Genomic DNA, 24,155 nt, shown 5'->3' with positions numbered 1-24,155 from the left:
CGACGGGCGGATGGTGGTCTTCACCGCGAGCGGCGGGCTTGAGGGGTACCAGATCTACGTCCACGACCGGCAGACCGGCACGAGGAGGCTCGCGTCGGCGGCGTCCGACGGGAGCATGGCCAACGACTGGTCCTTCGCGCCGTCACTGAGCGCCGACGGGCAGACCGTGGCGTTCTACACCTACGCCACCAACCTCGCCGACGGTGACACCAACGGGCGGACGGACGTGTACGTGCGCGACTTCAAGGCGGGCACCACCACGCGGGTCTCCGGCGCTCCCAAGGACGTCGAGGGTGACGGCTCGTCCGGCATACCGTCGATCAGCGGGGACGGGCGGTACGTCGCCTTCGAGAGCACCTCCGCCAACCTCGTCGGTGACGACACCAACCGGAAGTCCGACATCTTCGTCCACGACCGGACCCCGGGCCCCGAGCCCCGCTTCGCCCTGACCGATCTCGACGTCAGCCCGTCCACCGTCCGTCCGGGCCTCCCGGTGCGGATCACCGCGCAGGTGAAGAACGTGGGCGAGAAGACGGGCGGGTACGACGCCGTCCTGCGGATCAACGGCGAGGTCGAACAGCGGCAGGCCGTCCAGGTCCGCGCCGACAAGGCGGTGCGGCTCTCGTTCGACGCGCGCCGGAGCGACGCGGGTACGTACACCGTGGAGCTGGGCCCGCTCACCGGCCGGTTCGTGGTGACGGGCTGAGGGACCGCTGGGGCACCGAGGGGCCGCTGATGAGCGACTGAAGGACCTCTGAGGGGCTTATTCGCCCGAGCATTGCCGGACACACCCCGGACGAGCCGGACATGCCGGACGATGGCCGGACATCATGACACGCCCCCGACCGGCCGCGGCGCACCAGGCCCGCGGCCGGTCGGGGGTTTGGTGCGCCGCGGCCGGTCCCGCCGGATCGCCCCGGCCACGCCGGAGGGGAGGTCCGGGATGAGGTTCAGGACCTTCTGCCGCGCCGCTGGGCGATCCACAACAGCGTCATCGGGACGAGCGCGCCCACGGCCGCGCCGGTGAGCAGGCCCAGGACGGTGCTCAGGTCTCCGTCCAGCTCGCCGAACCGGAGCAGGGCCGCCACCGCCAGCGCGAGCACGACGAGGAGTCCGGCGACGAAGGCGTAGAACCTGGGGCTGAGGAAGATGCCCCGGTCGGGAGCCCCGGGAGGAGCGGTCAGTTCCGCGGCGGGTCCCAGGCTGGCGGCCCGGGGGCGCTTGAAGTATCCGAGGCCCACCCAGGTGCCGCACGGTTCCCAGCCGTCCGGGGCGAGCCGGTCGAGCACGCTCCGGCGGCGACCGCCCGCGACCAGTTCCCTGCGGTACTCCCACTGCTGCGGGTGCTCGGGGTCGCGGGCACAGACGAACAGGCCCCTCGCGTCGACCCTGTCGACCTCCCAGCCCTGCGCGCCGTACTCGTTGAGCATCGTGACGTCGTGGAACAGGTCGGCGGTCCAGCTCCAGGTGCGTGCGTCCACGGCGGGCTCGGCGGGCGGGGCGGAGGTGCCGGTCAGCTCCCCGGCGAGCTCGGCCGCCAGCCCGAACTCCTCCTCGGGGTCGCCGCCGCTCTCGGCGAGGTAACCGGCGAGCTCGGCGACCATGGCGCCGACCCGGTCGGCCGGCATACCCGCCTCGGCGAGGAGTACGGCGAGGTCGTCGAAGTAGGCGCGGGCCGTCTCGTCGATGCCGATACCGGGGCCAGGGCCGATGCCGGAGTCAGGTCTGGCGTCAGGGGCGGCGTCAGGGCCGATGCCGCTGTCGGGGCCGGGGGCGGAACCAGGAGCGGGGCCGGAGCCGGGGGCAGGGCTGGACCCGGGGGCGGGGCCGGAATCGGAGGCGGGGTTCATCGGAGCTCCCCTTCACGTTCTCGTTCCTGCTTCTGATCGTGGTCCCGGGCGTCCTGGCTGTCCTGGGCGTCGCGTTCGCGTTCGCGCGAGGTCGTGGGGACGGGCGCCACGACACCGCCCCTGACCAGCGCGGCGCGCACCGACTCGTCGAAGCTCAGCCAGAGCCCGCCCTGCTCGGCGAGTGTCTGCCTGCCCTGGTCGGTGAGCTGGTAGTAGCGGCGGCCGGGCCCGCGCTCGGTCACCCGGAACTCCGCGGTGACCAGCCCCGCCTCCTCCAGCCGGTTGAGCACCGGGTAGAGGGTGCCGCCCTTGATCTGGCCGAGGCCCGACTCGGCGAGGTCCTTGACGATCTCGTAGCCGTAGTTCTCGCCGCCCGTCAGGCCCGCGAGGACCAGCAGGTCGAGCACGCCCTTGAGCCAGCTCGCGCGTCGGTCGCTCGTCATGGTGGTGATCCTACTTAGACGGCGCTCCCAACTGGCCTCACCTGGTTCCTGCCGGGTTCACGACGGGCTCTCCGGCCGGTTCACGCCGTGGGTTCGGGGACAGCAGCAGGCCGCGAAGGTCGATCAGGGCGTGCAGCAGGATCGGCAGGAGCAGGCTGCCGGTCCTCAGGTAGAGCGCGGTCAGGGCGAATCCGATCAAGGTGACCGTGAACATGCCGCGCCACCCCTGGTAGAAGTGTCCCGCGACGAACACCGTCAGAGCGGCGAGGGCGGCGACCTCCTCGCTCAGGCCGAGCGCGCCCGTGCCGACCGCGATGAGCAGCCCTCGGTAGACGATCTCCTCGGTGACACCGGCGGTCACCGACAGGCCCGCCGCGTACCAGCGCTCGGCCGTGGTACGCGGCAGCAGGTGGACGACGGCCTCCAGTCCGGGGGCGGCCCCGCCTCTGGCCGCCGACCGTCTGAACACGAGCACGCTGAACGTGGCGGCGACCAGGAAGCCGATGATCATCCCGATGATCTCGCTCGGCGGCTCCTTGACCACCAGGCCGATGCCCGCGGCGTCGAGCCCCGGCTCCACCGCGACGATAAGCAGCGCCACCGCGGCCAGCACCCACAGCTCCGCGCACCAGAACGCGAACATCCGGCGATAGGCCGTCGGGTCCAGGTCCCGCGTGCGGGCCAGCCTGTCGTACGCGCGCTTGCCGAGCAGGGGACTGACGACGGCCAGATAGCCGACGAGGACGGCCGACAGGACGAGCGCCAGGGGGGTGAACGACATCGGAACCTCCTTAGATGCTTCGCTATCTAGAAGGTAAAGCAAGCTAGTTAGATATACAACCTAGCTCGCGATCCAGATCATTCCGGACGGCTGCGGACCGGCCTCCGGTCCGGTGCGGCGGTTCGGAGGGTCCGGCCGGGCAGAGAGCCCGAGCCGGTGGATCCGGACACCCCGAGGCCGACGGGTCCCCGCGGCCCGAAACCGATCCGGGCACAGAGGATTCCCACGCCGGGAAAAGGGGTGAGCGGGAGCGAGGGACGCGAGCAGGATCGGCTCATGGATCTCGTCGCGTCCCTGCCCGCCTTCGTCGTCGGCCGTCCCGACGACGCCGACCTCCGGCGCCGGTTGCTGGTCCGGCTGGAGAGCGCGAACGCCCCCCGCAGGGAGACATACCTCCGGCTGCTCGCGGTGATCAACGGCTGGCCCGCGCCGGAGAGCCTCACGCCGGTGCTCGGCTGGTTCATCCGGGCCCTGATCGCCCGGGCACCGGCGTAACGGACCGCTCACGAAGGCGTCACCAGGTGTACTCAACCTTTGTGGTCAGTACGGCTACGGCGCCGTGACCCGCAGGTCGTCGAAGGTCGCGGTGCTCGAGTGCATGCGGAGGCCGACCTTGCCGGCCGTCAGCTCGGCGGCGGGGGCGGTCCAGGTGAGCACCTGGTTCCCGTCGACGAAGCCGGTGACGGTCGAGCCGGACACGGTCGCCTTGAGCGTGCGGAACACCCCGGGAGTGATCGGGACGGAGGCGCCGGCGACCCGGGTCAGCGTGCCGCCGACCTTCCTGTACAGGTCGGCGGTGTCGGTTCCGTCGTTGAGGCGGAACAGGTAGAAGTCGGCGGCGTCGGCGTACCGGAAGACCAGGCCCGCGTTGGCGCTCGCGTTGTCCAGCCGGACCCGCCCCTGGACGGTGTAGTCGGTCCAGGTCGCGGAGCCGGTGACGGCGATGCTCTCCGCGGCGGCGGTGGAGGTCTGGGAGTACGCGCCGTTCGCGACCGACCACGAACCGCCGCTGCTCGTCCAGCCCGTCGCGTCGCCGTCGCCGAAGTCGTCCGACAGCAGGGTGGTGACGGGGGCCGCGGCCGACTCGTGCGCGCCCCGGTCGGGAGAGCCCTGGTAGAGCGCGGTCCCGAAGAAGTCCTGGGCGCCGGGCGAGGGGACCGCGACGCCGCTGTCGATCCCGGGCGATCCCGGCTGGAGTCTGTAGGCGCCCGCGGAGGCGAGCCCCGACGCGCCGCCCGCCGCGACGAACCGCGGATTGGCGATGATCTTGTTCGGGTCGTTCGGCTGGTTGGCGTTGGCGCCCGAGTAGAGGTTGTGGTCGTAGGTGACGCTGCCGCTGATGCTGTAGGCGCCGCTCCCCTGGTTCACGAAGATGTTGTTCGCGTAGGCCACCTGGCCGGTCGACGTCCCGGTCATCTGGCCGGTCTGCCCGGCCGAGCGGTAGAAGACGTTGTTGTGGACCTTCAGGTCACCCGACCCGCTGACCAGGTGGAACACCCCGACACTGCGGTCCAGGTCGTTCTGGGAGATGTTGTAGCGGAACACGTTGTCGTCGGTCTGGTCCATGACGAGCAGCGTGCCGCCCTCGTTGTCCTGGCTGTAGTTGTACTGGTAGACGCTGCGGTAGACCATCTGGTCGAAGTCCCAGGGCTGGCCGTCGCCGTCGAGCCTGCGGGTGCGGAAGGCCTGGTTGAACTGGAAGACCGCGTCGGTCGTGGCGTACATCCACTGCGCGGCGACGACCGCGATGTCGTCCAGGTAGGGCAGGGTCGAGGTGGTGGACTCACCGATCCTGTCGGTGGTGTTGTGCTCGACGAGCGGGGCCCGGCCGGACCGGACGAGGATCCCGTCGCGGTGGATCCGGGTGACGGTGTTGCCGCGGATCACCAGGTTCTTGAAGGCGTCGAAGTCATGCGCCCACGTGGTGTTGAGCAGCGCGTCGGTCATGGTCTGGATGCCGGTGTCGGCGACGTTGTCGACGGTGTTGCCCTCGATGAGCACGTCCGTCCAGGTGCTCTCGGGCCCGGTGGAGGTCCCGCGGGCGTGGAAGTTGATCCCGCCGGTCCGGCGGTCGGTGCCGAACACGTCGTGGACGTAGGTGTTCTTGACGTGGATGTGGGTGAAGTCCCCCGCGCCGGAGCCCTCGCCGACGACGAGGACGCCGCTGCGCCGCCGGTCGGTGGGCTGCTGCCCGCTGGTGATCTCAAGCTCGCCGATCTCCCAGTACGAGACGTTCTTCAGCCGCACCCCGAAGCCCTCGCCGCCGACGGCCGTGTCGGCGAAGTCGATGCGGGGCTTCGCGCCGGTGCCGTACCGGCCGAGGACGATCGGCGCACCTGCCGCACCCGAACCGTGCAGGTCGAGGTACTGGCCGCTCCAGACCTCGCCGGACTTGAGCAGGATGCTGTCGCCCGGGCCGAAGGTCTGGGCGTTGACCTTGCCGAGCGTCTTCCAGGCGGCCGAGGGCGAGGTCCCGGCCGCGCTGTCGGAGCCGCCGGTCGCGTCGACGTAGTAGGTGGTCCCGGCGGCGCGAACGGTCCCGGCGACGTTGACATCGGCGCCGTGGACGGTCCCGACGGCGGCGGAGGCGCTGTGGACGGTCACGGTCGCGTGGGCGGGCTGGGGCAGGAGCAGGACGGCGGCGAGCGCCAGGACGGCCGAGGCATTGGGAAGCCCCACACTGATACCTCTGATTCGTATTAGTAATATCTGACCTGCGGAAATATCCGCGCCCCCGATTCGTAACGGGAAGATAATCCGCGATCTTCGGAGCCGTCAAGAGCGGATTTCCGGCATGTTTCAAGATTCTTTCGCCGAGAGTGTTGACAGCTCCCCGCTCGGCTTGCAACGGTTTCGCCAATACGAATCAGCCAGTCGCTCTCTCTTGGCTGTTCCCCCACCACTGATACGAATCAGGAGATCGCGATGGACGGAGTTCGGCGCCGGGCCCGCCAGGCCGACGTGGCCAAACTCGCGGGTGTCTCCCAGGCGACGGTCTCCGCGGTCATCAACGGCCGGGGCCCGGAGGCCGGGATCCCGGAGCAGACCGTCCAGCGCGTCCTGGAGGCGGTGCGCCAGCTCGGCTACGTCGCCAACCCGGCGGCCCGCAGCCTGCGCGGGAAGCGCAACCGGCTGCTCGGCGTCTACACCTTCGAGTCGATCTTCCCGCTCGACCAGCTGGACTTCTACCACGAGTTCCTGGTCGGCATCGAGCAGCAGGCCGTCGCCGACGGCTACGACCTGGTGCTGTTCGCCTCCACCGAGGATCTCGACGGCCGCCGCCGGGTCTACAGCGACGGGGTGAACCGGCTCGCGCTCGCGGACGGCAGCGTGCTGCTCGGCGTCGAGCCCGGCTCCACCGAGCTGGCCAGGCTCGCCGCCGAGGGATACCCCTTCGTCCACATAGGGCGTAGGACCGTGCCCGGCACCGAGGTGGCCTGGGTCGGCGCCGACTACGCCAGCGCCACCAGGGACACCGTCGGCAGGCTCGCCGCGCTGGGCCACCGGCGCATCGCCTACGTCACCGGACCGGACCGGATGGAGGTCTTCCTCGACAAGGAGGCCGGCTACCGGGCCGGCTGCGCCGACGTGGGGCTGCCCGAGCTGATGTACGTCACCTCGCAGCTCGACCCGGCTTGGGTCGACGCCGCGCACGCCGGTGGCGTCACCGCCGTCCTGGCCGAGAACGAGCCCCTGGCCAGGCAGCTCGTCGCCGCGTTGGGCGAACGCGGTCTGACCGCTCCCGCGGACATGTCGGTGGTCGTCCTGGTGACGATGGCCGAGAGCGGCTGGAGCAGCCTGCGGATCCCCCGCAACGAGATGGGCCGGGGCGCGGTGAAAATGCTCACCCGGATCCTGGCCGGTTCGGACGATCCCGGCGACCACCAGCAGTTACTGCCCTGTGGCCTCCCCGAGGACCACATGATCGGCCCTCCCAGGGCCTGACCGCACATCACCCGATCGGCCCCTCCGGAGCCTCTCCGACGATCACACAACCGGCCCCGGAACCTGCCCACAGTTGAACGGTCCCAGCTCCCGGCGGTCCAGCGCCGGGAGCAGACCTCTCACACTCCGAGCCCCCCGCACTCCGAAACAGGAGAAAACCATGATCACTAACAGGCGGACAGCCGTCAGCAGGCGCGGATTCCTCGCCGCCGCCGTCGGCGCGGGCCTTCTTCTCGCCGCGACGGCCTGCGGAACGGGCGGCGGAGGCAGCGGGAGCGGCGGCACGGCCGACACGCTGACCGTCTGGTTCCCCGGCAACTCCGCCCCGGAGATCGAGCTCGTCACCAAGAAGCTGGTGCCGGAGTTCGAGTCCGCCAACAAGACGAAGGTCCAGGTGACCTTCGTCGACTGGGCCCAGATGTCACCCAAGCTCAACGCCGGTTTCGCCGGCAACAACGCCCCCGACGTGTTCGGTCACGGTCCGGCCGCCGCCGCCGGCTTCGCCGCGGCCAAGCGGATCGAGCCGCTCGACGCCCGGATCGCCGCCCTGCCCGAGGCCGACAGGACCGACCTCGCACCCTACCTGGCGAGCGGCCAGGTGGCCGGCGGGCAGTACCTGATCCCGCTGGGCGGCAGCGGCGTCCTCGTCGCCTACCGCAAGGACCTGCTCGACAAGGCCGGTGTCACCGAGCCGACCACCTGGAAGGAGGCCGCCGAGGCGGCGAGGAAGCTGACCGTCCGCGACGGTGGAGCGATCCAACAGGCGGGCCTGATGCTCCAGTCCGCCAAGATCCAGCGGGTGCAGAGCTTCCAGGGGCTGATCGGCTCCGAGGGCGGCGAGCTGCTGTCTGCCGACGGCAAGGAGGTCACCTGGAACTCGCCCGAGGGCGTGAAGGCGCTGGAGTACTTCGCCGGGCTCTACAGCGGCGACGGCAAGGTCAGCGACCAGCTCGGCCTCGACTTCGCCAACCAGCCCGCCGGGCAGAACCCGCTCGCCACCGGCAAGGCGGCGATGGTCACCGCGACCACCGGGCAGATACTGCAGATGGTCAAGGCCGTGCCCGACCTCTCCTCGAAGATCGGGGTACTGCCCCCGCTGAAGGCCGTCGACGCCAAGACCTTCGGCGGTGCGACCACCGGCCTGTTCGTCAACGCCGACTCGGCGAAGAAGGACCTCGCCTGGAAGTTCGTCGAGTTCATGGTCTCCAAGGGCGTGAACGAGCGGTACGCCGAGACCGTCGGCGGGCTGCCGGTGCGCGCCTCGGCCGTCCAGGGCTCCTACGTCACCGGGCAGCCGCTGCTGAAGCCGTTCATCGACGCCGCCCCCGCCTACGTGGGCAGCCCGAACGTCCCGGCCTGGGTGCAGGTCCGCGACGTGCTCGACAAGCACCTGGAGGAGGCGCTCGCCGGGAAGGCGACCGCGAAGCAGGCGCTGGACGACGCGGCGGCCGAGGCCGGGCCGCTGCTCGCGGCCCAGTGATGCCCCTTCTCACCAGGCACGGCGGGAACCGGTCCGCGGCAGCGCCCCGGCCCGGGACCCGCGGGAGCGGCAGGGGCCCGACCGGTCGCCGCAAGCTCGTCGGGCTCGCCTTCACCGCCCCGGTCCTGGCCTACCTGGCGATCTTCCAGCTGTTCCCGGTGCTGTACGGGTTCTACCTGAGCTTCACCGGCTACAGCCCGCTCGACCGTGGCGCGCCCCGGCTGGTCGGCGCCGACAACTACGTGGCGCTGCTCGGCTCGGCCGACTTCCTGAAGTCCCTGCGGGTGACCGCCCAGTTCGTCGCGGAGGTGCTGCCGTTCGCGGTCGGCATCGCGCTCGGGCTCGCGCTGCTGGCCAACCGGAAGATGCCCGGCATCGGGCTGTTCCGTGCAGGATTGTTCCTGCCCCGTATCGTCCCGCTGACGGCCGTCAGCCTGGTGTGGCTGTGGATGTACTCCCCCGACGGCTGGTTCAACGACCTCGCGGGCTCCCTCGGCCTCGATCCGCGCGACTGGCTCCTCGACGAGGACACCGCCCTGCACTCGGTCGCGATCATGCGGGTGTGGAAGGCCCTCGGAGGCAACATGGTGCTGTTCCTGGCCGGGCTCCAGGCCATCCCGGTCACCCTGTACGAGGCCGCGAAGATGGACGGCGCGGGCGCCTGGGCCAGGTTCCGGCACGTGACGCTGCCCGGTCTGCGGCCGGTCATGGTCTACGTGATCACGATCAACATCGTCTACCTGTCGCAGTCGTTCGCCGAGATCTTCATCCTCACCGGCGGCGGGCCGCTCGGCTCGACGACGACCACCAACTACCTGATCTACCAGGAGGCGTTCCAGAACAACCGGTTCGGCTCCGCCAGCGCCATGGCCTTCGTCCTGTTCGCGGTGATCTTCGCCTTCGCGCTCGTCGCGATGCGCGGGAACGGGCGGAAGTGATGCGCAGACCAGGATCGATCCTCGCGCTGGTCATCGCCACGCTGCTGGTGCTCGTGCCGTTCTGGTGGATGGTCTCGATCGCCTTCAAGCCCGAGTCCGAGGTGTTCTCCGCCGAGCCGCGGCTGCTGCCGCAGAACCCGGTGTTCGACAACTTCTCGACCGCCCTGGACGCGGGCAACCTCGGCACGGCGATGACGAACTCGCTGATCGTCGCCCTGCTGGTCGTCGTCGCCAACTGCGTTTTCGCGCTGCTGGCCGGATACGCCTTCGCCAAGCTCCCCTACCGGGGAAGCAACGCGATCTTCCTGACGATCGTCGCGACCACGATGGTGCCGGTGGCGGTGACCCTCATCCCGCTGTTCCTGATCGCGAAGGGGATCCCGCTGACGGGTGGGAACGACATCACCGGGCAGGGCGGTTCCGGGTTGCTCGACTCGCTGGGAGGGCTGACCCTGCCGCACCTGATCGGGCCGCTCAACGTCTTCCTCGCCCGGCAGTACTTCCTCGGGCTCCCCGACGAGCTGGGCGAGGCCGCCCGGGTCGACGGCGCGAGCGAGTTCAGGCTCTTCTGGAAGATCTACCTGCCGCTGGCGAGGCCGCTGGTCGCGACCGTCGCGGTGTTCGCCTTCACCGCCGTCTGGGACGACTTCCTCTGGCCGCTCGTCGTGACGAGCTCCCCCGAGACGCAGACCGTCCAGCTGGCGCTGAGCAAGTTCCTGACCGGCGGAAACGTCGCCTACGGTCCCGCCATGGCCGGCTCGGTACTGGTGCTGCTGCCGATCCTGGCCGTCTTCGTCTTCAACCAACGCAGTTTCGTCGCCGGCCTGTCCGAGGGCGGCGTGAAGGGATGATCATGCAGGAGACGCACACGCCCGTGCTGGTGGTCGGAGGGGGTCTCGGCGGTGTCGCCGCGACGCTGACCGCCGCGAGGCTCGGCCGGCGGGTGGTGCTCACCGAGGAGACCGACTGGCTGGGCGGCCAGCTGACCAGCCAGGCGGTACCGCCAGACGAGAACCCGTGGATCGAGTCACGGTACGCCTCGCCGAGCTACCGCAGGCTGCGTCAGGGCGTCCGCGAGTACTACCGCCGCAACTACCCGCTCCGCGCCTCGGTGGCCGCGCAGCGCCTGCTCAATCCGGGGCTCGGCGTGGTGAGCGGGCTGTGCCACGAACCTCGGGCGGCGCTGGCCGTCATCGAGGAGATGCTCGCGCCGTACCGGACCGCCGGGCTGGTCACCGTCCTGCTGCGGCACACGCCCGTGGCGGTCGAGGTGACGGGCGACCGGGTCGAGGCGGTCACCTTCATCCGGCCCGACGGGACGGAGCTGGTCGTGGCGGCCGACTACATCGTGGACGCCACCGAGCTCGGCGACCTGCTCCCGTTGGCCGGGGTCGAGCACGTGGTGGGCGCGGAGGGCGTCGCCGACACCGGAGAGCTTCACGCGGCCCCCGTGGCGGCCCCCCTCGACCAGCAGGCCGTCAGCTGGTGCTTCCCGCTGGAGTACCGGCCGGGCGAGGACCACACGATCGACCGCCCAGCGGGCTACGACTACTGGAGCACCCGGCGGGCCCCGTTCTGGCCGGGGTCCCAGCTGTCGTGGACGGATGTGGAGCCCATCGACCTGTCCGTACGCTCGCGCGGCCTGTTCCACGACAACGGGCACATCCCCGGAAAGCATGACCTGTGGCACTTCCGCCGGATCGTGGCCGCGGAGCAGTACGAGCCCGGCACCATCTCGAACGACGTCACCCTGGTCAACTGGCCGCAGATCGACTACTGGGACCAGCCGCTGATCGGTCCCGGCGCGGACCGGGAGGGCACACTCGCGGGCGCCCGCGACCTGTCGCTGTCGTTCCTGTACTGGATGCAGACCGAGGCCGGATACCCGGGCCTGCGGCTGCGTCCCGATCTCGTCGGAACCGAGGACGGCCTGGCCAAGGCGGTGTACGTCCGGGAGTCGCGGCGGATCAAGGCCGAGTTCACCGTGCTGGAACAGCACGTCGGGGTGGAGGCGCGCGGCCCACGCGGCGGGTCCGAGGTGTTCGCCGACTCGGTCGGGCTCGGCTCCTACCGGATCGACCTGCACCCCAGCACGTCCGGCCGCACCTACGTGGACGTCGACTGCTACCCCTTCCAGATCCCGCTCGGCGCGCTGCTGCCCCAGCGCGTCGACAACCTGCTGCCCGCCAACAAGAACATCGGCACCACCCACGTCACCAATGGCTGCTACCGGCTCCACCCCGTCGAGTGGAGCATCGGCGAGGCCGTGGGCGCGCTCGCCGTCCAGGCCCTCACCACCGACCTGCCGCCGCGCAAGATCCGCGCCGACCCGGCCCGGCTCGCCGACTTCCAGCGGACGCTCACCGACACCCTCGGCGTCACCCTCGCCTGGTCGCAGGAGATCAGGAGCACCCCGTGCGGCCGCCAACCCGCCGTACCCCAGCTCGTGGAGGACTGACCTGACCGCATCCGGGTTCGTCCGGGGCGCCGCCTGCCTGACCCCCGGTCCGGCCCCCCGGACGCCGACCCCGGCAGCCGGGGAAGAAGCTGTCGGCCCACGATCCGCCGCCGCTTGGAGGCCGTCGGCGGCACCGTTCTCATCGTCCCTGGCTGCGCATGGCCGTTGCGACCCGCTGACGCCGGCGTCTGTTCCCTCACCGGCCGCGGACAGCTGTGCCCCGCGCCGGATACCCGTTCAAACAGCTTCCGGCGCCTCCGGCCGCCCGCCGGCCCGGGCCTTTCCCAGGTGGTCCTCGGTCGCGGCACGGATGGCGTGGACGCACGCGGCGACCGCGGGGTGCTCGGCGGCTCCCCGGCGGTAGGCGATCCGGGTCCTGCGCCGTACTCGCAGCGGCAGGAGGCGCACGCCGTCCGGAAGGCGGCCGACGCCGAGTCGCGGCACCAGGGCGACCCCCTGGCCTGCGGCGACCAGGATGAGCACGGCGGCGAAATCGTCCACGTGGTGGCGTACCCTCGGCGCGAATCCCGCCGCCTGGCAGGCGCGTACGGCCACGGTGTGGCAGAGGGTGCCCGGTGAGGCCACGACCCAGTCGGCGTCACGGAAGCCGCCGACCGGATCCGCGGCCGCCACGGCGCCCTCCGTATCGGCTGAACACGCGCCTGCCGTCGCGCCGGCCGAACACGCGGATCTCCAGGCGCCGACCGGATCGGTGAGTGCCGTGGTCTCCGCTGCGCCGGGAAGCCCGGGCAGGATCGTCTCATCCGGCCGCGACGTCGTCTCGAGCGCCGCGCCACAGGGAACCGCGAGGAAGACCGTCTCCTCCAGCAGGGGTGTCGAGTCGAGCGTTGGGTCGGGCTCGACGGGTGCCAGGTCGTAGTCGTGCAGCAGGGCCACGTCGAGGTGCCGTTCCCGCAGCGCGTCGGGGGCGGCGGCCGGGTCGAGTTCGGTGACCATGAGGGCGAGCCCCGGATGGTCGCGGCCCAGCGCGACGAGGGCCGCCGGTAGCAGGGTGTGCACGGCGGTGGGGAAGGCTCCGATGCGCATGGTCCCGATCAGGCCGGACCGGGCGGCGGCGAGGGTCGCCGAGGCCGCCTCCAGTTCGGCGAGCACGGTCTCGGTGTGCTCGACCAGCGCGACGCCCGCCGGGGTGAGGGTGACCCGGCGACCGGTCCGTTCCAGCAGTGCCACCCCCGCCTCCCGTTGCAACGCCGCGAGCTGCTGGGAGACGGCCGACGGCGTATAGGTGTGAACCTGGGCCACCGCGGCGATGGTGCCGAGTCTGGCCAGGTCGCGGAGCAGCCGCAGTCTGCGAACGTCAAGCATAAGATCAGCTTACGTATGCCTTTATGAATCGGAACTGGTTCTTCATATTTGATCGCGCGACGATGGCCCCATGACGCTCAACGGTCTCTACGTCCCATTGATCACTCCGTTCGAGACCTCCGGCGAGGTGGCCCTCGGCGCACTGGAGCTGCTCGCGCGGCGGCTGCTCGACGACGGCGCGACGGGTCTGGTCGCGCTCGGCACCACGGGGGAATCCGGCGCGCTCACGGACGCGGAGAAGCGCGCCGTGGTCGAGGTGACGGCCCGGGTCTGCCGGGAGCGGTCGGCACCGCTCGTGGTGGGCGCCGCCACGGCCGAGGCGTTGCGGCGGCTGGGCGACCACCCGGAGGTCGTCGCCGCGCTCACGGTGGTTCCCCCGTTCGTACGCCCCGGCGAGGAGGGCGTTCTCGCGCATTTCGCGCACCTCGCCGAGCTGAGCCCGGTGCCGCTCATCGTCTACGACGTGCCACGTCGCACGGGCCAGCACCTGTCGGCCGGGACACTGCGGAGGCTCGCCGCGCTCCCCGGCGTCGCGGGGTTGAAGTCCGCGCCCGGTGCGATCACCGACGACAGCATCGAACTGCTGGCCGACCCGCCTCCCGGGTTCGCGATCCTCGGCGGCGACGATCCGCACATCTCGCCGATGCTGGCACTCGGCGCGCACGGCGGCATTCTGGCCTCGGCGCTGGTCGCCACCGCCGACTTCGCGCGGCTCGTCACCGCGTGGCGGGCCGGCGACGTGTCCGAGGCGCGCGCCCTCGGACACCGTCTGGCGCCGCTCTCGCTCCGGCTGTTCGCGGAGCCGAACCCCACGGTGATCAAAGCCGTGCTGCACGCGCGGGGCGACATCCCCACTCCCGCCGTACGGCTGCCGCTGCTGGCCGCCTCCCCGGACACGGTGGCGGCGGCGCTGGCGTCCTGGCAGCCGCTCCGTCCGTGAATCGGAACCGGCGCCGTCGGGAAGGCCGTTGTTCGCGCGGAGGGTGTGAGGATGCGGAGGGCGTGAGGATACGGTGCGGATTCCCGCTCGGGAATCGCCGAGCGCTCGCGGTGGTTACGCCTTGGGCGCCTGCGAGATGCGCACCATGTTGCCGGAGGGGTCGCGGAAGGCGCAGTCGCGCGGGCCCCAGGGCTGGTCGATGGGCTCCTGCAGCACCTCGGCGCCGAAGTCGCGCACCCTCTCGAAGGTCGCGTCGACATCGTCGGTGCGGAACACGGTCATGGGCAGGACCCCTTTGGTCAGCAGCTCCTGCAGGGCGTCGCCGTCGGCCTGGGACCGGCCGGCGTGCGGCTCGGAGAGCACGATCTCAAGATCCGGCTGGGAGGCGCTGCCGAGGGTGACCCAGCGGAACCCGCCCGAGGCGACATCGTTGCGCACCTCAAGACCGAGCGCGTCGCGGTAGAAGGCGAGCGATCCGTCCAGGTCGTTGACGGTGACGTGGCAGTACTGAAGAGAAACGGTCATGTGGTCAACGCTAGATGGCGGTGGCGCGGACCACTTCTCCGATCCTGACCTGTTGGTTCCTCGTCGGCCGGGTCTGCACCTTGGCCACGCAGGCGGGCATCGCCCGCACCGCACGGTGCTCCTGGGCCCGGTACGCGCTCGGCGTCATCTTCACGAGCTCGGTGAAGCGCGAGCTGAACGAGCCGAGGGAGGTACAGCCGACCGCCATGCACGCGTCGGTCACGCTCATACCCCCTCTCAGCAGCGCCATCGCCCGCTCGACCCGCCGGGTCATGAGGTAGCTGTACGGCGTCTCACCGTAGGCCGCTCGAAACGCCCGGGAGAAGTGCCCCGGCGACATCAGCGCGTGGCGGGCCATCGTCGGGACGTCAAGCGGACGTGCGTACTCCCGGTCGATCAGATCCCGCGCCCTGCGCAGGTGCGCGAGGTTGGCAAGGTGTGACTGGTCCATGGGACGAGGGTATCCGCTCCGGTCTCACCCCTGCCGACCTGCACGGATGAGACTCAGTGAAGCTCATGCCCCCGCGGCCGGATCCACCGGCCACGGCCTTCGTCCCGCGTCCAGGGCACGTGAACAGCCATCCGGCGCGTACGTACCGTGGCCGCCTGACGTCGGCCGCGGCCGACGGGGGTGACGACCGGTCATCACCCCCGTTTCACCGGTCAGGTCGAGCCGCCGGTGGCTCGGCAGACGGACTCGTCAGGCCCAGGGGTCGAAGGGGATGCCGCTCGGCTTGGCCCGCGAGAGGAGGTCCCCGAACCTGCCGTCATTGATCTTGATCGTCGCGGCCCCGAAGTCCGCGTTCATCAGCCTGTCGCGCAGCGAGGTGCTGGGCCAGCCGTTCCAGTCCACGAGCGGGGGGTAGCGCCAGTTGTGGTAGTGGTTCTCCGGGGGCTCGTCGTTGCCGTTGGCGAGCCGGAAGAAGTGCGTGGACAACCCGTCCTTGTGATAGACGACCTTGGGATGCGACCCGTCGAAGCGCACCTGCGAGCGCGGATAGGTCACCACGCTGCTGTGTTGCGTGGTCGAGAGATACTCCACCTGGTTGGACGCCTGGTTGACCCAGGAGATGACGTGTTCCCAGTCGTGCCGGTGGCCGCCGAGGCTGATGCCGGGCAGCGCCTGGTCCTTCTCGAAGTAGCTGGCGTACACGATGGCGCACCACCCGCTGTTGCACTTGGAACGGGCGTAGGTCTGCGAGTTGTCCAGGTCCGACTGGTCACGGCAGTTGCCGTTCACCGCGCCGGTCGGGTTCAGCCCCCCGGCGAGGGTTCCGTCCGGCCCGATGGCGGGGGTGGCGTAGCAGCCGTCGCCGTCGTAGTCGTAGGCCGGCGAGAACGAGGATTCGTACCCTCCTGCCGACTGAGGCAGATTGCCGGGCGGAGCGGCATGGGCCGCCGACGCGGGGATCACGACCCCCAGCACGGCGACGCCGAACACGATCCCGAGCCGCGAACGCCTGCGCGTGAAGAAGGTGGGGGAGGATGTGCTCCTCTCTGACGTGGTCGTTGACTTCGATGCCCTCGCGGTGGACGTGAATGACGACAGCTTTCGCATTCTTCCGCCTTCTCGAAGAACTGACTTCATGACCTGACGGCGCTTCGGCGTGCCAGGGCGTCGGCGGTGTTCTCCACGCCGATGTGAGCACGCCTCGCGCTTTTACGGCACCACGGAACCGGCGCTTGATCAAGGTCCATGGATCAAATGACACCGACACATACCGGCGACGGCCGAAAGGTGAACCACAGGCGGCGGTCGGTAGGCGGGCCTGCCGCGGAGCGGGGAGCGAAGATCAGCAAAGTCATCCCCAAGTGGAAGGCAAGACCGCCTTGGGAGCATTCCCTCACAAGGTTCGCCATCCAAAAGGAGTGTTGAAGATGAACGACTTCACAGCCACCGCCCGTGAGCTCGACGAGAACGAGCTCGCCGGCGTCACCGGCGGTCACCGTCCGGACTACGACTGGATGAACTACGACTGGCGCGACGCGGTCATCTGCGCCCTGCCGTAACCATGGGACGGGGGGCCGCTCTCACGGGTCGGCCCCCACCTCAGGTCGTACGACAGGCTGTACACGTCACCGAAGGCGTGGGGGTCGTCACCCGGTCGACCGCCCCAGAGCTCGGCTCCCCCGCCCGTACACAGGTCCGTCCCGATCTCGCCACGCCTTACCGGAGAAACACATCCGGCTGTGAACAGTGCCTGTGCCACGATCCGCCGTGGCGGGTCGCTTTCGCCATAGAGAAAGGCGTAGAGAAAAGTGCAACCTTTCGCCCGATGAGTCGCGTTGGGAACGGGCGAGAGGAGATCACAGTGGATCGTTATGACGGCTTCCGCGAGTTCGTGCTCGCCCGCCAGCAGACGCTGATGCGGACCGCGTACCTGCTGACGGGAGACGCCCATCTCGCCGAAGACCTGCTGCAGAGCGTCCTGATCAAGATCGTGGGGCACTGGCCCAAGCTGTCCAGGAGCGGTAATCCCGAGGCGTATACGCGCAAGGCGCTGGTCAACCAGTACATCTCCTGGCGTCGTCGGCCACATCTTGAGTTACCGAGCGCCGACCCGCCTGAACGCGGTGCCTCCTACGACGGGGCCGCGCTCGACCGGATCGTGCTCCGGCAGGCGCTGGCCAAGTTGACGCCCAAGCAGCGCGCCGTGATCGTGCTGCGCTTCTGGGAGGACCTCACCGAGACGCAGACGGCCGAGGTGCTCGGCTGCTCGGTCGGCACCGTCAAGAGCCAGGCCCATCACGCGCTGACCCGCCTGCGCACGGTCGCCCCCGAACTGGCCCATCTGCTCTCCGATTCCGAGCTCACGGAGGTGGTCCGATGACGAGCCTGCGTAAGACGCTGGGCGACATCGCCGACGAGGCTCCACCGGTGAGTCTGTCCGACCTGGCCGACCGGGCCGTCGCGAGTCACCGGCGCAGGCGGCGCGCCACCCTGACGCTGGCCGCTGTCGCAGCGGTCGTGGCACTGGGCGTGGGAACCGCGGGCATGACGCTGGTGGGGTCGCGTGGCGACTACGGCGACTACGGCGACTACACGGTCACGCCGCAGCGTGCGGACACGCTGCCAGAGCTACCCGACGGCAAGGTGGAACCGCTCGGCTACGCGTACCAGACACCCTGCAAGGTCGACAAGAAGAGGCGGCACGTCGACTGCGGCGCCGTCGAGTGGCGGGTGGTCACCCGCACCGGCACGACCTACCGGGTGCCGCAGGCACTCACCGAAACGGCCAAGGCGTTTCGCGTCCCCGTCTCGATCAGCCGGGACGGGCGCATGCTCGCCTACTACAGCCGTCAGGCCCAGGCGCATGTGGTCCGTGACCTGGTGAGCGGCTCCACGGTGACCTCCTCTGTCACGGTGAAGGAGGAGCGGATCGGCGTGGGCTCCATGCTCGTGGTCTCCGACGACGGCCGCCACGTGGTCTTCGACCCGCGTGAGGGGAGCAAGGACCCCGGACTGTTGATCGACATGCGCACCGGCAAAACGGTGTCGATACCCGGCGAGTACGAGGCGATCGGCATCAAGGACGGCGTCGCCCAACTGGTCCGTTACCGCAAGACCGACCTGTGGCTGATGCCCGTCACCGGTGGAGGCGCACCGGTGCGCTTCGACGGCGTGTTCATCATGTTCAGTGAGCTCTCCCCGGACGGCCGGACGGTGGCCGCCTTCGAGTTCGGGAAGCGAGGCCTGGAGAGGCACTCGCTCACCCTTCTCGACGCCAAGACCGGGCGGACCATCCGGAAGGTGGTCATCCGCGGCCTGCCGAAGGCCGGCGGCGTCCTCGACACCTCCCTCTGGCGGAACAGGGCCGAGGTCACCCTTTTTTACCTGCACAACGGAGGATCGCGCAGCAGCTATGCGATCGACATCAATACCGGCCGGGCCCGACAAACAGCTCGCTACCCGAATGTGTCTCCGCACATGCTCTTTCCTGGAGTCGTGAGCAGCAAATAGAGCTTGTGCGGAAAATCTCTGGATGAGGATATCGGTGGTGTGGTGACTTGTCGTGGAGCACGGGGCCGTCGACGACAAGGAAACGCGCCGCCTGTCCGATATCTCGGGAGAAGTCCTTGCCCCGCCGCTCTCGGCGGGGCAAGCGGGGCAGTCGAATACTTCCGACGAGAGATCGTTGATTCACCGACCTATCGACTGCCGGCCCTGAGCGAGGTTCCGGTTCGTCGAACTCATCGCACGCAAGACGGCTCGGCGATACGAGCCAGGTCCAGGACGGTGTAGCGCTCACGATTGCCTACCCAGAACAAGGTTGACCCCTCGGGCGAGGTCGCCCCCACCTTGATCTCATGCCATGGCATTCCACGTTTCCGCAGAGCAGATGAACCAATCACAGCGGTCCGCTTCGTGCAGCGATCATAGAGCTGGACAAGAGGTCCGAGTTGGGCCGCACCCCAAGTGATCTCACGGGAATCATCACCGCGAATTGTCGGGAGGCCGAGAAGAAAGACCCTCTCACGAAACGGCGCCGTCCTGAGGTTGGCGTCTCCCGGAAGCTCCGTCCGCTCGGCGCCGCCCAATCGCATGATGACAGCCTTACGCACTTCATAGGGCACGCTCTCGGCTTGACCGACGCACCAGACAGGCCCGCAGGTCAATTCACGAAGATCCCTTCCAGCGGTGACACGTCTTTCCTCGCCGGTGGCGAGATTGATCACAGTACGTTCGCTCACATCCCAAGCCCACGGCCAGTTGGTGACCCTGAGTTTTCTGTCAGGCCGAACCGGCTCCGGACGGCCTCCGGACATCGAGACCTTCCAGACGTCACCCTCATAGCCCCACCACGCCGCAGTGTCTTCCGTGATCTGGAAACCGAAGATTTGTTGATCTTTGTTTATTGGCAGGCGTGTCACCATGCGCATGGAACCACCGACCAAGGGCATGGCCCACAGCTCGACATGACGCTGGCCGCCATAGGTCGCCCCCGGCGCATAGCCGCTGACAAGCCACGCCACCTGTGTAGCACTCAAAGCCGTGTGCTCGATTTCAAAGCACCCTCCACACTCCGCCCACTTCGGCGCTGTGGACAGCTGGCGATGACGGCCGTTCCGAGTGTTGACGTTGAAGAAGGTAGGGCGCTTCGCCCAATCCCTCATGAGCATTTCATGCTTGCCGAGCATCGCCACCGGCAGTAAGGTGCCTCCGCCCTTCAGCTTTCTTGGAGCGGAACCCACAGCCTCCGGCCAGATATCCTTGACAGAATCCAGAACCGGCAACGCCGGGAGATGTTCAGGCCGCGCGGGCGACTCTGGAGCCGAACAAGCCGTCACCGCGACCTGAAGGGCAAGTGCCAGGGCCGCACTCAACCATGTAAATCTATATAGGATTCGCACACGTCATCAGACGTGTGCGAGAAAAGATCGGTTCCGAAAACATATTGCGCCCTTCCCCTCCGACTCGGTGCTCCACATCCCAGGCGTTCGACGACACCAGCGGGGCCCGGGATGTGCAGAAAACGAGGCAGCTTGGTCTCGTCGGCCTGATCGGGCACAGCGGTCTCAGTCGACAAGTGCGCCGGCGGACAGATTGACGATCGCTCCGGTCATGGCTCCACTTCGGTCCGAGGCGAGGAACGCCGCCGTCTCCGCCACATCGGAGAGCATGGGCAGCCTTTTCAGAAGCGTTCCCTGCACCATTCCCCCACCTTCGAGCATTTCCTGGACCGACTGTCCGGCCGCCGCCGCGGTCTGCTCGAAGAGGTCCTTGGTATAGGAACCCGCCGCCGGCGCGTCGGCGACCGCGTGGGGACGGATGCCGATCACCCGGATGTTGCCGGGTGCCAGCTCCGCGGCCAGGACCCGCGAGAACGCCTCCTTGCCGGCCGCGCTCACGCTGTGCCCCAAGATGCCGCCCACCGCCATTTTGGAACCCGGCTCGGACAAGGTCAGGATGACGCCGGGGCGCTCGCGACCCATGTGCCGTGCCACGGCCTTACTGGTGATGAACAGTGTCCGCAGAAAACCGTCGATCGGCCGCATGAACTCCTCCAGCGAGAGGTCCACCAGCGAAGTCCCCTGGTCGTGCATGACGCTCACGGCGTTGAGGGCGATGTCGATGCCACCGGCCGTCTCCGCGACCGCGTCGGCGTGCTTTTCGACCGCCTGTTGATCGAGAACGTCGACGTGCGCGGTCTCGACTTTTCCGCCCGTGACGGCGATGTCACGGGCCACGGCGTCGAGCTTCGCCCGCGTCCGCCCGGCGATGAAGACCCTCGCGCCTTCCCTGGCGAACACCCGTGCGACCGCGCCGCCGATCGCGCCGCCGCCCCCATAGATCACAGCGTTCTTGCCTTCGAGTAGCAATGCATTCATATGCGTCCCCCTGGGGTGATCGATTCTTTCGAACGATTACGCGGGCTCGATGGTCACACCGCCGCCGCGAGTTCTGTCGCGGCCGCGGTTACCGCAGGCTTCAGGAAGCCTGCGGCCCAGGCGTCCGACATGGAGATCGCCGCAGACGAGGCGGTGAAGGCGCCGATCGCCATGCCACCGGCATGGGAACTCACCTCGAGGCCCACATCGGCCGCGAAGACCTGCGGCGAGGACGACAGCCGTCCACTCAGGCCGGGCCGAGCTCGACCGCGTCGAGGAGGTCGCCGGAGATCTCGCCCAGCGGCCTGCCGGTCAGTCGTTTTTCTGACGCTGGATCTGTTCCGCGATGCGCTTGATGCGGTTCAGTCGCGTATCCCAGGTCCTGCCGACCTCGTTCAACTGCCGGACGGCGCGGGCGAGCTGCGCCTCGTCGACTTCGTAGCGCCGCTCGCGGCCCATCGGTGTCGCGTGCACGAGTCCCGCGCGATCGAGGACGGCCAGATGCTTGGTGACCGCCTGGCGTGAGATCGGGAGACGATCGCTCAGGCTGGTCGGCGTACCGACTCCTTCCGCGAGCAGCAGGTCGATCAGGCGGCGCCTGATCGGATCGCCGATCGCCGACCAGAGTTCGTCGTCGACGGCGACGGTCATCGCGCCACCACGGAAGGGGCGTAGTCCCGCAGCCTGGGCAGGAACAAGTCCCAGCCGCGCTCGTGGTCGTGGAAGGCCGCCTCAAGCACGGCGGCCTCCCAGCCCTTCTCCCGCCAACCGCTCTCGGTCACGCGCAGAATCGTGCCGTCGCCGGAGGGTTCGAGCTCGAAGGTGACCAGGAGAGAGTTGTCCGCGTCGGGCAGCCGACCACCGGGAGCGATCCAGTGGAACGCGAACGTACGGGGCGGATCCACGGTGACCACCGTGATCGGTTCGACCACGGCGCGCTCGTCCCACACCAGTTCGCCGACCGCGCCCGGCTCAGGCTCGAACGACGCGTCTTCGGACCACCACATCTTGATGTGCTCGGGACGGCTCACCACATCGAAGACGATCTCCGGTGCCGCGTCGATACGGATCTCGCGCTCCAGCTTTCCGAACTCCATTGCAGACCCCCAGTAGGCAACCATCGGTTGCACATAACTCTAACGGCCTCACCACCAACCCGCAACCTTATGTTGCACAATCGAGGCGACGCCGAGGAGTGCGCGACCAGACGACGACCTTCACCCGAGACGGATTCCTTACGATCCGCTGGTTCGCGGCACTCCGCTCGCCCCGCACGCCTTCTGCGGACAACGGCCCACACCCCGACCACCCCAAGATCGCGATGAAAGTTTCAGGTGCTTTCATTCGCCGACGTCTTATGCCGACACACCATAAGGCGCGTGTACCCCCAAAGCGGATCATCGACGGCTTTACACGGATCTTGACACGTTTCACAGATGTTTCCACACTGAGTCCCCGGAGCGGTCTCCGCTGCCGGTCGGCGATGAAGAGGCCGCCGATCACGATGCCCCTGTCGTACGCGCTTCGGCGCCGGGACGAGGAGGCGACCGATACGGTGCGGAGCCGCCGCACCGAAGGCCACTCGGCGATGGCCGTCACGTACTGATCCCGATGAGGGGCTCACCCGAAGAGAAGGAACACCACAGTGCGACGACGTGTGAGTGAGACTCCGGAGCCTTGTGCCGCCCCGAGTGTCCGATCGGAGCCCGGGCCACAGAGCGGGTGGCGGAAGCGTGCGATGGCCGCGGCGGTCGTCGTCCTCGGGCTGCTCGCGATGATCGTCGTGACTCGGCCGGCATCGGCCGCCGACAACCCCTATCAGCGAGGCCCCGATCCCACCCTGGCCGGCGTGGCCGCCACCAGGGGCACCTTCGCCACCGCGCAGGTCAGTCTGCCGGCCGGGAACGGCTTCGGCGGTGGGGTGATCTACTATCCGACGGACACCGGCCAGGGGACTTTCGGCGCGGTCGCGATCGTGCCCGGCTACTCCGCCCGGTTCGCCGACGAAGAGGCCTGGATGGGTCCCTGGCTCGCGTCCTTCGGCTTCGTCGTCATCGGAATCGAGACCAACAGCCGTACCGACGGCGCCGACGCCCGAGCGACCCAACTGCTCGCCGCGCTGGACTACCTCACCCAGCGGAGTTCGGTGCGTGACCGCGTCGACCCCAGCCGGTTGTCGGTCGTCGGCCACTCCGCGGGTGGCGCCGGCGCCCTCACCGCGGCGCTCCGGCGGCCCTCACTGAAGGCCGTGGTCGGGCTCGCACCCGGCTCCCCCACGGGAAACCTGAGCCTGGCCGACAACCGGGTGCCCTTGATGTTCATCTCCGGGCAGAGGGACACGGTGGTCACGCAGTCCTACCTCAACGGGTTGTACAGCACTCTCCCGGCCTCGGCACAGAGCGCCTGGGTGGAGATAACCGGCGTGGACCACCTGTTCGCGACGAGGGCGAACACGACCGAGATGCGGACGCTGATCCCGTGGCTGAAGATCTTCGTTGACAACGACACCCGGTACACCCAGTTCCTGTGTCCGTTGATGGACTCCACCGGCATCTCGATGTACCGCAGCAAGTGCCCGTACGTGCCGCCGGGCGGCTCGTCACCCTCGCCCTCGCCCTCGGTCACCCCTTCGCCTTCGGTCACCCCGTCACCCTCACCTTCGGCCACCCCGTCGCCCTCCCCCTCCTCGGGCGCCTGCACCGCGAGCTACCGCACCACGAACTCGTGGCCGGGCGGCTACCAGGGCGAGGTCACGGTGACGGCGGGCGGCTCGGCGGTCAGCGGTTGGACCGTCAGATGGACCCTGGGCAGCGGCCAGTCGGTCAGCCAGGTATGGAACGGCACCCTGGCCGCCAACGGCTCCGCGATAACGGTGACGAACGCCTCCTACAACGGCTCGATCCCGGCCTCCGGCACGACCACCTTCGGCTTCCTGGCCGGTGGTACGCCGTCGTCCCCCTCCCTCGCCTGCAGCAGTCGCCCCTGACACCCGTTCGGCGCGCTGTGAGCATCACGGCCAGATGCCGCCGTCCCTTCCCCCCGGCGTCGTCGATCCATCTCTTCATGACAGGAGCCCCGCCCGCGTCACGATGGTCGCGGAGAAAGGACCTCGCCACCGCATACCGCGACTAGAGTCTGG

At 69.1% G+C, this 24,155-nt stretch carries 23 protein-coding genes and 1 pseudogene; 12 read left to right on the top strand and 12 right to left on the bottom strand.

What is annotated here, in order from left to right; genetic code table 11:
- Positions 1–10: 10 nt before the first annotated feature.
- A complete protein-coding gene (locus ACFY3V_RS25940) occupies positions 11–706 on the top strand; it encodes a TolB family protein (protein WP_389776941.1) in 696 nt (231 codons plus the stop codon).
- A 244-nt stretch (positions 707–950) separates the two neighbouring features.
- On the opposite strand, the gene ACFY3V_RS25935 is transcribed toward ACFY3V_RS25940, so the two are convergent.
- The 3 genes and pseudogenes from ACFY3V_RS25935 to ACFY3V_RS25925 all read right to left on the bottom strand — a co-directional run bounded on the left by ACFY3V_RS25935 (position 951) and on the right by ACFY3V_RS25925 (position 3,074).
- Entirely contained in the window at positions 951–1,850 is a 900-nt protein-coding gene (locus tag ACFY3V_RS25935) for a hypothetical protein (protein WP_389776938.1), read from the bottom strand.
- A gap of 110 nt (positions 1,851–1,960) precedes the next feature.
- Positions 1,961–2,293 (bottom strand): annotated as a pseudogene (locus tag ACFY3V_RS25930) (PadR family transcriptional regulator); the annotation flags it as partial.
- Positions 2,294–2,330: 37 nt separating this feature from the next.
- Positions 2,331–3,074 carry a CPBP family intramembrane glutamic endopeptidase gene (locus ACFY3V_RS25925; RefSeq protein ID WP_389776935.1) on the bottom strand — a complete coding sequence of 248 codons (744 nt, stop codon included), beginning with the start codon at positions 3,072–3,074 and terminating at the stop codon, positions 2,331–2,333.
- 276 nt (positions 3,075–3,350) lie between these two features.
- On the opposite strand from ACFY3V_RS25925, the gene ACFY3V_RS25920 reads away from it, so the two are divergent.
- A complete protein-coding gene (locus ACFY3V_RS25920) occupies positions 3,351–3,569 on the top strand; it encodes a hypothetical protein (protein ID WP_389776932.1) in 219 nt (72 codons plus the stop codon).
- Positions 3,570–3,623: 54 nt separating this feature from the next.
- Here ACFY3V_RS25920 and ACFY3V_RS25915 read toward each other — a convergent pair whose 3' ends face one another.
- Positions 3,624–5,753: a family 16 glycoside hydrolase gene (locus ACFY3V_RS25915; protein WP_389776929.1), complete on the bottom strand. Its 2,130-nt coding sequence runs from the start codon at positions 5,751–5,753 to the stop codon at positions 3,624–3,626.
- 246 nt (positions 5,754–5,999) lie between these two features.
- Between ACFY3V_RS25915 and ACFY3V_RS25910 the strand changes: the two genes are divergently transcribed.
- From ACFY3V_RS25910 to ACFY3V_RS25890, 5 genes are all read left to right on the top strand, one after another.
- Positions 6,000–7,019, top strand: coding sequence for a LacI family DNA-binding transcriptional regulator (locus ACFY3V_RS25910; protein WP_389776926.1), 1,020 nt, complete (start codon positions 6,000–6,002; stop codon positions 7,017–7,019).
- A 160-nt stretch (positions 7,020–7,179) separates the two neighbouring features.
- Positions 7,180–8,499: an ABC transporter substrate-binding protein gene (locus ACFY3V_RS25905; RefSeq protein ID WP_389776923.1), complete on the top strand. Its 1,320-nt coding sequence runs from the start codon at positions 7,180–7,182 to the stop codon at positions 8,497–8,499.
- Positions 8,499–9,437 carry a carbohydrate ABC transporter permease gene (locus ACFY3V_RS25900; protein ID WP_389776920.1) on the top strand — a complete coding sequence of 313 codons (939 nt, stop codon included), beginning with the start codon at positions 8,499–8,501 and terminating at the stop codon, positions 9,435–9,437. The genes ACFY3V_RS25905 and ACFY3V_RS25900 overlap by 1 nt, the downstream gene beginning before the upstream one ends.
- Positions 9,437–10,288, top strand: coding sequence for a carbohydrate ABC transporter permease (locus tag ACFY3V_RS25895; protein ID WP_389776917.1), 852 nt, complete (start codon positions 9,437–9,439; stop codon positions 10,286–10,288). Before ACFY3V_RS25900 ends, ACFY3V_RS25895 begins: the two co-directional genes overlap by 1 nt.
- A gap of 2 nt (positions 10,289–10,290) precedes the next feature.
- Positions 10,291–11,895, top strand: a complete 1,605-nt coding sequence (locus ACFY3V_RS25890; RefSeq protein ID WP_389776914.1) for an FAD-dependent oxidoreductase — start codon at positions 10,291–10,293, stop codon at positions 11,893–11,895.
- 237 nt (positions 11,896–12,132) lie between these two features.
- On the opposite strand, the gene ACFY3V_RS25885 is transcribed toward ACFY3V_RS25890, so the two are convergent.
- A complete protein-coding gene (locus ACFY3V_RS25885) occupies positions 12,133–13,221 on the bottom strand; it encodes a LysR family transcriptional regulator (protein WP_389776911.1) in 1,089 nt (362 codons plus the stop codon).
- A gap of 70 nt (positions 13,222–13,291) precedes the next feature.
- On the opposite strand from ACFY3V_RS25885, the gene ACFY3V_RS25880 reads away from it, so the two are divergent.
- The gene (locus ACFY3V_RS25880; protein ID WP_389776908.1) at positions 13,292–14,161 is read left to right on the top strand and encodes a dihydrodipicolinate synthase family protein; all 870 of its coding nucleotides are present in this window, start codon (positions 13,292–13,294) and stop codon (positions 14,159–14,161) included.
- A 114-nt stretch (positions 14,162–14,275) separates the two neighbouring features.
- Here the strand turns inward: ACFY3V_RS25880 and ACFY3V_RS25875 are convergent, their stop codons facing one another.
- From ACFY3V_RS25875 to ACFY3V_RS25865, 3 genes are all read right to left on the bottom strand, one after another.
- Positions 14,276–14,686 carry a VOC family protein gene (locus ACFY3V_RS25875; protein WP_362902282.1) on the bottom strand — a complete coding sequence of 137 codons (411 nt, stop codon included), beginning with the start codon at positions 14,684–14,686 and terminating at the stop codon, positions 14,276–14,278.
- A gap of 10 nt (positions 14,687–14,696) precedes the next feature.
- Entirely contained in the window at positions 14,697–15,137 is a 441-nt protein-coding gene (locus ACFY3V_RS25870; RefSeq protein WP_350946006.1) for a helix-turn-helix transcriptional regulator, read from the bottom strand.
- A gap of 249 nt (positions 15,138–15,386) precedes the next feature.
- Positions 15,387–16,127, bottom strand: a complete 741-nt coding sequence (locus ACFY3V_RS25865; RefSeq protein ID WP_362902284.1) for an NPP1 family protein — start codon at positions 16,125–16,127, stop codon at positions 15,387–15,389.
- A 437-nt stretch (positions 16,128–16,564) separates the two neighbouring features.
- On the opposite strand from ACFY3V_RS25865, the gene ACFY3V_RS25860 reads away from it, so the two are divergent.
- The 3 genes from ACFY3V_RS25860 to ACFY3V_RS25850 all read left to right on the top strand — a co-directional run bounded on the left by ACFY3V_RS25860 (position 16,565) and on the right by ACFY3V_RS25850 (position 18,647).
- Positions 16,565–16,696, top strand: coding sequence for a hypothetical protein (locus ACFY3V_RS25860; RefSeq protein ID WP_350946004.1), 132 nt, complete (start codon positions 16,565–16,567; stop codon positions 16,694–16,696).
- A gap of 302 nt (positions 16,697–16,998) precedes the next feature.
- Positions 16,999–17,517, top strand: a complete 519-nt coding sequence (locus ACFY3V_RS25855) for a SigE family RNA polymerase sigma factor (protein ID WP_362902286.1) — start codon at positions 16,999–17,001, stop codon at positions 17,515–17,517.
- Positions 17,514–18,647, top strand: a complete 1,134-nt coding sequence (locus ACFY3V_RS25850; protein WP_389776902.1) for a hypothetical protein — start codon at positions 17,514–17,516, stop codon at positions 18,645–18,647. The genes ACFY3V_RS25855 and ACFY3V_RS25850 overlap by 4 nt, the downstream gene beginning before the upstream one ends.
- Positions 18,648–18,877: 230 nt before the next feature.
- Here ACFY3V_RS25850 and ACFY3V_RS25845 read toward each other — a convergent pair whose 3' ends face one another.
- The 4 genes from ACFY3V_RS25845 to ACFY3V_RS25830 all read right to left on the bottom strand — a co-directional run bounded on the left by ACFY3V_RS25845 (position 18,878) and on the right by ACFY3V_RS25830 (position 22,113).
- Positions 18,878–20,011 (bottom strand): hypothetical protein, encoded by a 1,134-nt coding sequence (locus ACFY3V_RS25845; protein WP_389776899.1) that lies wholly within the window; start codon positions 20,009–20,011, stop codon positions 18,878–18,880.
- A 192-nt stretch (positions 20,012–20,203) separates the two neighbouring features.
- Positions 20,204–21,016: an SDR family NAD(P)-dependent oxidoreductase gene (locus ACFY3V_RS25840; protein WP_389776896.1), complete on the bottom strand. Its 813-nt coding sequence runs from the start codon at positions 21,014–21,016 to the stop codon at positions 20,204–20,206.
- Positions 21,017–21,328: 312 nt separating this feature from the next.
- Positions 21,329–21,667: a metalloregulator ArsR/SmtB family transcription factor gene (locus tag ACFY3V_RS25835; RefSeq protein WP_350946000.1), complete on the bottom strand. Its 339-nt coding sequence runs from the start codon at positions 21,665–21,667 to the stop codon at positions 21,329–21,331.
- Positions 21,664–22,113 carry an SRPBCC domain-containing protein gene (locus ACFY3V_RS25830; protein ID WP_350945999.1) on the bottom strand — a complete coding sequence of 150 codons (450 nt, stop codon included), beginning with the start codon at positions 22,111–22,113 and terminating at the stop codon, positions 21,664–21,666. The genes ACFY3V_RS25835 and ACFY3V_RS25830 overlap by 4 nt, the downstream gene beginning before the upstream one ends.
- Positions 22,114–22,754: 641 nt before the next feature.
- Between ACFY3V_RS25830 and ACFY3V_RS25825 the strand changes: the two genes are divergently transcribed.
- Positions 22,755–24,002 (top strand): cellulose binding domain-containing protein, encoded by a 1,248-nt coding sequence (locus ACFY3V_RS25825; RefSeq protein WP_389776891.1) that lies wholly within the window; start codon positions 22,755–22,757, stop codon positions 24,000–24,002.
- The last annotated feature ends 153 nt before the right edge of the window (positions 24,003–24,155 follow it).

Origin of the sequence: Streptosporangium sp. NPDC000095, assembly GCF_042899335.1 — a bacterium.
Classification (GTDB): domain Bacteria; phylum Actinomycetota; class Actinomycetes; order Streptosporangiales; family Streptosporangiaceae; genus Streptosporangium.
This window is presented reverse-complemented; position numbering and strand designations above follow the sequence as displayed.